Raw genomic sequence first — 8,434 nt, forward strand, 5'->3', positions numbered from 1 at the left:
TCCTTAATCACCAAAATTTTTGCATGTGCCATAATTACTGTTATAATATAGTCCAAATTTACCATAAAAAAACCAATTATCAAAATTGGTCTATATTATATTTTCGTTTGGTATTAGATGCCAGTTATTATATTACAAACTCTAAAAATCAAATTGTAGGTTTAGATGTTTCACAAGCAACAGGATCTACATCAAACGTAATCAATGCAGGAAAAATTCAGAATAAAGGTATTGAAATTGGTTTAGGGATTACGCCCGTTAAAAGTGAAAATCTAGAATGGTCAATTAATGCCAACTTTAGCCAAAACAGAGGAGTTGTAAAAGAACTAACGGAAGGAATCAGCAGTTACATCATTGCACAAGGTCCTAACGGTGGAACTGTAGAAGCTCGTGTAGGGGAAAGAATGGGAGACATGTACGGCAGAGGATATCTTAGAAGTCCTGATGGTCAAGTTGTTTTTGACAATACCGGTTCTCCAATTTTGGACACTCAAATTAAAAAAATTGGGAACTACAATCCGGACTGGATGCTGGGACTTTCTACCAACTTAAGGTTTAAAAATGTCACTCTTAATGCCTTATTTGATGTTAGACACGGTGGGAAAATTTATTCAATGACTAATGCAATTGGTATGGAAAGTGGCATATTAGCCGTTTCATTACCAGGAAGAGAAACAGGAATTGTTGGCGATGGTGTTGTACAAAATTCGGATGGTTCTTACAGTCCAAATACAACAGTCATTAGTGCCGAAAACTGGTATTATTCAAATACTTTCCGTCGTGATAATATTGAAGCAAATTCATTTGATGCTTCTTATGTAAAATTGAGGGAAGTAAGCTTGAATTACAGATTTCCACAAAAGTTAATTAAAGCTGCCAACGTGCAAAATATAAGCATTGGCTTAGTAGGAAACAACTTGGCTCTTTGGACAAAAGTGCCTAATATCGATCCGGAAACTCAATCTTTAAGCGGAGGAACATTATTACCCGGATTTGAAGTATTGCAACTTCCATCCTCAAGAAGCTATGGTGTAAAACTAAATGTTTCATTCTAAAAAAAACAATCATGAAAAAATTTCTAATATTCGTTCTATTATTAAGTGTTTCAATTTCTTGTACCGATCAATTCGAAGAAATTAACACCAACAAAAACCAGCCAACAGCAGCCCAACCTAAAACATTATTACCGAATGTCATTTTTAATTTGGCAAATGAAAATGTGTCGAATGCTTTTGACTTTGGAGATATTGTGGCTCAATATGGCGGGAACTATGAATACAATGAGCTTGACGTATACAACTGGGGAGCTAGCGGCCGTTTCTGGGATATGTATAAATGGCTTAATGACATCAATGATATTAAGAAACAAGCCGTTGTATTGAATGATAAAAATTATGAGGCCGTTTCTCTAATTTTGGAATCCTATGTAATAAGTGTAATTGCGGATACGTATGGCAATGTCCCTTATTCGGAATCATCAAGAGGAGAAGAAGGAATTTTGAAACCGGTGTATGATTCTCAAGAACAGATTTACACAAAAATATTTGAGAATTTAACTACCGCTAATTCCATTATTGAAACGAGCAAATCAATAGAAGGTGATTTATTGTTTAACGGTTCTATGCTGAAATGGAAAAAATTCTGTAATTCACTTCATGTACGATTGTTAATGCGTGTTTCTAATAAGACCGTTGTCAATACAAAACTAAGTGAAATCATTTCGAAACCGGCAACCTATCCCCTATTTGAATCAAACTCAGATAATGCAAATTACAAGTACACTGGTGTTTTTCCAAATATATCTCCTATGAGTGATGGAATAAACCGATTGTATGGGTACAATATTGTTATGCCTTCAACCCATATAGTGAATACATTAATGACAAATAATGATCCGCGTCTGGAGGAATGGATCGATCCAATTGCCGGAACCACTAATCACAAAGGGGTTCAACCGGGTCTTGCTTTAGATCAAATTGGGGAACCTACAAAATACTCCAGAAGAGCCGAAGATTATTTTTATACTAAAACTAAAATAACTTCGATATTCATGACCTATAGTGAGTTGAATTTCTTGTTAGCCGAAGCCCGTCAACGAAATATAATTGCTACCGGAACTGCCCAAGGATATTACAACACTGCAGTTGAAGCATCATTCAATCAATGGAATGTTACCATGCCCGCAAATTATTTAATCACAACGGCACCTTATAGCGCTACAAATGATGTGTTGTACACACAAAAATGGTTGGCTTTATACCACACTGGCGTAGAAGCGTGGGTAGACTGGAAAAGAACTGGAAAGCCAAGTTTTATTCAAGCCGGACCTGGAGCTAAAAATGGCGGTAAAGTCCCTAGAAGAGTTATGTATCCAAGTATAGAGCAATCTGTGAATGCTGAAAACAATAGTGCTGCCGTAAAAGCAATTGGAGGAGATAACATTAACACTAAAATTTGGTGGGATAACTTTTAAGGTTTTACCCCCTTTTTGTGTGGTTTAATTTGAAATCACACCATTAGATAATGCCTTTTTTTCACCATTAAGACATTAAGTGGCATTAAGCTTAATGTTTTAATGGTGATTTTATTAAGTCTTTATTTTACAAATTAGTATAGATTGCAATACCTATTCATTTCGTGGCAGAACCACTTTTAATAAAAAACAATGAAAAATTTCAATAGACTATTTATAATGCTGCAATTGTTGTTATTAACGAACAGCATCTTTTGCAACGCTCAAAAAAATGAGATTCAAGCGACTCCGCTTAATGAAAGTTTCAGAATCGCATTTGGTTCTTGTGCAAATCAGGACAAAGAGCAGCCTATGCTTCAAAATGCAGTGAAACTGAATCCTGATTTATTTATCTATCTCGGTGACAATATTTATGGAGACACACGAGACATGAATCTATTAAAAAATAAATATGCAAAACTAGCGTCCAAAGTTGAATTTCAAGAATTAAAAAAAAGCACTCCAATTTTATCGGTTTGGGACGACCATGATTTTGGAGAAAATGACAAAGGAAGACACTATCCGTTTAAAAAAGAATCGAAAGAAATTTTCATGAACTTTTGGGAAGTTCCCCAAGACTCCGAAAGAAGAACCCATGATGGTATTTATGGTTCCGAATATGTAAAACTAGGTGATAAAACACTCCAGATAATTATGTTGGATACGAGAACCTTTAGAGATGATTTATTAAAAAACAAACCTAAAAGTTCAGCGTATAAAAATGACTATATTCCTTATACTAAAAAAGACAGTACGATACTTGGAAACAAGCAATGGAAATGGTTAGAAAATGAGTTGTCAAAAAAAGCAGACATCCGAATTATCGCGTCTAGTTTGCAATTTGGACATGAGTATAACGGGTATGAATCTTGGACAAATATGCCTCATGAGCAAGCAAAATTTGTTGATTTAATAGCAAAAACCAAAGCCAATGGTGTTGTATTTATTTCAGGAGACGTTCACTGGGGTGAAATCTCAAAAATGAAAACAAATAATACATATCCTTTGTATGATGTTACCTCAAGCGGTATAACCCAAACATGGAACAGCACTGAGTCTAATAAAAACAGGATTGGCGATGTTATCATACAGAATAACATTGGTTTAATAGAAATTTTCTATAAAGACAAAGAGCCGGTGATTAAGCTGAACTTATTTGACAAAAATGGTATTGTTAGCAATCATGATTTTCTTTTGTCGGAAATTTCATTTAATCCCTAAAGTAGCAAGTCATACCGTTTTAAAGTCGTAAAGTGGTGAAAGAAAGTCTTTTTCTATTAACAAACAGTATTGTCCGATAAAAAAAGGATATGACAGTTCGTTACTTGTACCAAGCTACATCTTATGAATAAAATTTAGCTGTTTTGTCATTTAGACGAAGGAAAAATCACATAACGAGAGCAACTAATGAGATTTCTCCTTCGTCGAAATGACAAAATTATCAATAAATATTCCGGTATTTTTAAAAATAAATTGGTATTAGTTACGGATAGTCAAAAAGTAATATAACTGTCCGTAAAGCGGACTAAATTTACAGGATACAAACGCTTTGAAAAAGTCAACCACGAATTACACTAATTTTTACTAATTTTTCAAAAATTAAAATAGCAATTCGTGTAATTCGTGGCTGAAATGATTAATTGGTATTAGTTACAGATAGTCATATTATTTCTATCAACATTTAACTCTTATCGGAACAATTCCGCAGGGGCCTGATAGTGGTAGTTTAAGGATTTATAAGAAAAAACACTGTCATTAAGTACTTTACCCTATTTTAAATCCTCGACAAATGAAACAAAAAATCCGATAAACAGCAAAAAAATTATAACATTTTATCAACAAAATGTTGTTTCCTAAACAACAAACAAGTAGTTTTATTGCCTAAATATCTTACCGAAAGTTCATGGCTCAAAATTACTTTTCTAAAAATACCGATTCTCTTAAATTTACAACAAATTCCCATCCGCTTTCCTTCTTTGCTACCGCAAAAGTAAAACAAGATAAAACCCAATCTCTCGTAGCTTTTTTTAGTCTGTTTATTATGCTTTTCTTTGGTGGGTGGTTATCTGCACAAACGACTTCAACATATACCGCTTCTGGAACTTGGACTTGTCCGGCTGGAGTTACCTCAATATCTGTCGAAGCATGGGGTGGCGGTGGACGAGGAGGTAATAGTACAGGTGGAAGTGGAGCTTCATCTGGAGGGGGTGGTGGGGCATATGCTAAAAAAAATGCAATACCTGTTACTCCAGGAAACATCTACACCGTTACCGTAGGGTTAGGTGGGGATTATTTATCAACTGCAGAAGGTGGGGATTCCTTTTTTAATAATACAACAACAATAAAAGCCGCTGGAGGAAGTGCACCTGGGGTTAACGCTATACCAGGAGCTTTAGGTGGCTTAGCGACGAGCTCTGTTGGCGATATAATTTATAGAGGTGGAAACGGTGGGAATTCTCCCTCTACTATCTCCGGTGCAGGAGGAGGAGGTGCAGGAACAAGTGGAAATGGAGGTGATGCAAATTTAACAATAGCTGGAAATGGAACAAATTCAGGTGGTGGAAATGGTGGAAGTGGAGTTACAAGCGGAAACGGAGCTTATTCTGCTTTTATAATTGGTGGTGGTGGTGGTGGTGCTAAAGGTAATGGATTTGCTGGTGGGTATGGTGCTCGAGGTGAAGTTCGTATTTACTTCACTTGCCCTGCAGCTACAACTGCCAATGCAGGTTCTAACCAAACATTAGCAGCATGTGCAACTACAACAACATTAGCAGGAAATGTGCCAACATACGGAACCGGAACATGGTCTGTTGTTTCTGGAACAGCAACAATAACAACACCATCCTCGCCTACTTCAGGAGTAACGGGATTAACTTTGGGAGCAATAGCTACTTTACGTTGGACAATAACAAATGGAGCATGCGGTTCTTCAACTAGCGATGTTACTATTACCACATCAATGGGACCGGGTTGTTTTGTTTATTGCACACCAACCTATGCAAATGGACCTGGTGCAAATGATCAAATTTCAAATGTGACTTTGGGAACCTTAAATAATCCTTCCGGTTATTCAGCCACACCCTTTTATACTTTTTATAATTCGGTTACGATACCTAATCTTACGCAATCTTCAACTGCCTCCGTATTTGTAACCATGGGTTCTGACCCTAATCAATATACAGGAGTTTGGATCGATTTTAATCAGGATGGTATTTTTCAAACGACAGAAGGGGCTGTTTCTACTAACGCTGGCCCATCGGGGACAGTAGTAATCAGCATCCCTGTTCCGGCTGGAGCCATTTCGGGGAACACCCGGATGAGAGTACGAGGCGGAAACGATTCTGCACTTACCAATTCGCAAGCTTGTGGTGCTTCGTCAAGCCCTTACGGAGAAACCGAGGATTATATTGTGAATATATCGCCACCACCACCACCACCACCTACAATAACCAGTTTAGATGCCACAAGTGGCTGCTTAGGTTCAAGCATTACTATTACCGGAACAAATTTTACTGGCGCAACTGCAGCCAATGTAAAAATTGGCGGCACAGCTGTCACCTCGATTACATCAAATTCTGGAACTGTTATAGTTGCAATAATAGGAACTGGAACCACTGGAACAGTTTCAGTAACAACAGCCGATGGTACAGCTACTAGCACTCAAAGTTTCACTGTCAATGACAAACCCACACAGCCCAGCGCAATAACGGGAATTACATCACCGTGCCAAGCGACTTCACAAACGTATAGTGTTATAAATACCCCCGGAGTAACTTACACTTGGACATTCCCATCAGATTGGATACAGACTTCAGGAGGAACTACAAATTCTGTAACAGTGACAGTCGGTGAAGCAACTGGAAATATAACCGTTACGCCTTCTAACAGCTGTGGCAATGGTACCGCACAAACTTTAGCAGTAATCAATAATAAGAAATGGATTGGTTCTTTCTCTTCTAACTGGAATGAGCCAACCAATTGGCTACCGGCTGGAGTTCCCACAGTAGATAATTGCGTGATTATCCCAAGCACATCTGTTATTCCGGGCAGTGGCTACGATGCTTTCGCAAAAAACTTAACGGTTAAATCAACCGGTAACTTAGAACTCTCAACAGGCAGTAACCTTACCGTTATGGATTTTGTAAAAGTAGAAGCAAACGGCATTTTCAACATAAAAAACAATGCCAACTTAGTGCAAATTAACAATGTTGCCAATACTGGAATTGTAAATATGGAAAGAATTACCCAACCTATGAATCGTTATGACTTTACCTACTGGGGCTCACCGCTAACCTCATCGTCAAACTATACCTTAGGAAACTTATCCCTATTGACTTTATACGACAAATACTTCAGTTGGACACCTTCCATTGGCGGAGTCAGCGGCAACTGGAAATACGAAAGCACTGGTACTAAAATGGAACCTGGAATTGGCTACATTGTGAGAGCGCCTCAAACCTATAACATCAGTGGCGCCAAGGCGAATTACACTGGTAATTTCATTGGCACGCCAAACAACGGAGATGTTTCAGTCCCGATAACTTATGGAACTATGGGAGCACTCGAAACGGATGATAAATGGAATTTATTAGGAAATCCTTATCCTTCTGCAATAAACGCGACCACCTTCTTGGATAATGCAACTAATACTGCATTACTTGACGGAACCATATATTTCTGGACCCATAATTCCCCTCCACAAGCTGCATTCGAGGATCCTTTTTATGGAGATTTCATAATTAATTATACGGATGAAGATTATGCTTCTTGGAACAAAACGGGAGGGGTTGCAACAGCTGCCCTCACTAGCGGAGGTGCAACTCCAAATGGATTTATTGCTTCGGGACAAGCTTTTTTGACCGTAAGCCTTGGAGTAACCGGTAGTGCCATTTTCAAAAACGACATGCGTCGTAATACAGCTGATGGATCAACTTATACCAACAGTCAATTCTTTAGACAAACAAACAACGGTAAGTCTAATAAAAACACAGAAATAAATACAGAAACTAACCTAGAGAAACATAGAATTTGGTTGAACTTAACCAATAATTCAGGAGCCTTTAGCCAAATATTAGTGGGTTATGTTCCGGGTGCCACGCAAGATCGTGATCGAAGTTATGATGGGGAATTGATGGGCGGAAATGATGTTAGCTTCTACTCTATTATTCCGGATGTAAATCTAACTATTCAAGGACGAGCAGTACCATTTGATGAAAATGATCAGGTGACTTTAGGCTATAATGCAGCAATTACAGGAGAACTATCTATTCGTATTGATCATTTAGACGGGCTTTTTGATACCCAAAATATCTATTTAGAAGATAAAGAACTGGGTGTAATTCATGATTTAAAAGATAAACCCTATCTTTTCACAACTGAAGAAGGTGATTTTGATGATCGTTTTATACTTCGCTACACTGACAAAGCCCTTGGCGTAAAAGATCCTGCTTATGAAAATACCATTCAAGTAGTCTTTACGCGTTCTAATAATGTTTTGAATATAACAAATAGTGCAACTGACAATACAGTTCTTGCCGTGTCACTTTTCAACATTCAAGGTAAATTAATGTCTAAATGGGATGTGACTGACAAGGAACAAACCAACATTAAAATCCCGATTCAAAATATAGCTTCGGGAGTTTACATTGTAAAAATGAAAACCTCCAAAGGGAATATCAGCAAAAAAATTATCGTCAAATAATTTAAAATTAAAGAACACTTCAAAAAGAGACTTCTCCTAACCGGGAAGTCTTTTTTTATACAATTAGACCAACTAAAAAAATTATATGATTGTCCGCTTTGCAGACTAATACCAAACACATGTATTATATAGTCCAAATTTCATCTAAAAACACATAGCTATATCCACAGATACTCATTACCTCTTTTTTGCTTGTAGCTTTTACGAGGTTAGTAATGAAA

General features: G+C 37.3%; 3 protein-coding genes and 1 pseudogene. All 4 read left to right on the top strand.

Going from position 1 to position 8,434, the window contains the following annotated elements; genetic code table 11:
- Positions 1–1,055, top strand: a pseudogene (locus tag ACNQGX_RS18030) (SusC/RagA family TonB-linked outer membrane protein); the annotation flags it as partial.
- An 11-nt stretch (positions 1,056–1,066) separates the two neighbouring features.
- Positions 1,067–2,473 carry a SusD/RagB family nutrient-binding outer membrane lipoprotein gene (locus ACNQGX_RS18035; RefSeq protein WP_417978647.1) on the top strand — a complete coding sequence of 469 codons (1,407 nt, stop codon included), beginning with the start codon at positions 1,067–1,069 and terminating at the stop codon, positions 2,471–2,473.
- 192 nt (positions 2,474–2,665) lie between these two features.
- Positions 2,666–3,733, top strand: coding sequence for an alkaline phosphatase D family protein (locus tag ACNQGX_RS18040; RefSeq protein WP_417978649.1), 1,068 nt, complete (start codon positions 2,666–2,668; stop codon positions 3,731–3,733).
- Positions 3,734–4,415: 682 nt separating this feature from the next.
- A complete protein-coding gene (locus ACNQGX_RS18045; protein ID WP_417978652.1) occupies positions 4,416–8,213 on the top strand; it encodes a GEVED domain-containing protein in 3,798 nt (1,265 codons plus the stop codon).
- Positions 8,214–8,434 lie beyond the last annotated feature (221 nt).

This window comes from Flavobacterium glycogeni (genome assembly GCF_048286775.1).
Taxonomy (GTDB): Bacteria; Bacteroidota; Bacteroidia; order Flavobacteriales; family Flavobacteriaceae; genus Flavobacterium.

Bases quoted from the DNA above. Each gene is read 5' to 3' on its own strand.
- ACNQGX_RS18040 (WP_417978649.1), top strand. From the start codon at position 2,666: ATGAAAAATTTCAATAGACTATTTATAATGCTGCAATTGTTGTTATTA.
- ACNQGX_RS18035 (WP_417978647.1), top strand. From the start codon at position 1,067: ATGAAAAAATTTCTAATATTCGTTCTATTATTAAGTGTTTCAATTTCT.
- ACNQGX_RS18045 (WP_417978652.1), top strand. From the start codon at position 4,416: ATGGCTCAAAATTACTTTTCTAAAAATACCGATTCTCTTAAATTTACA.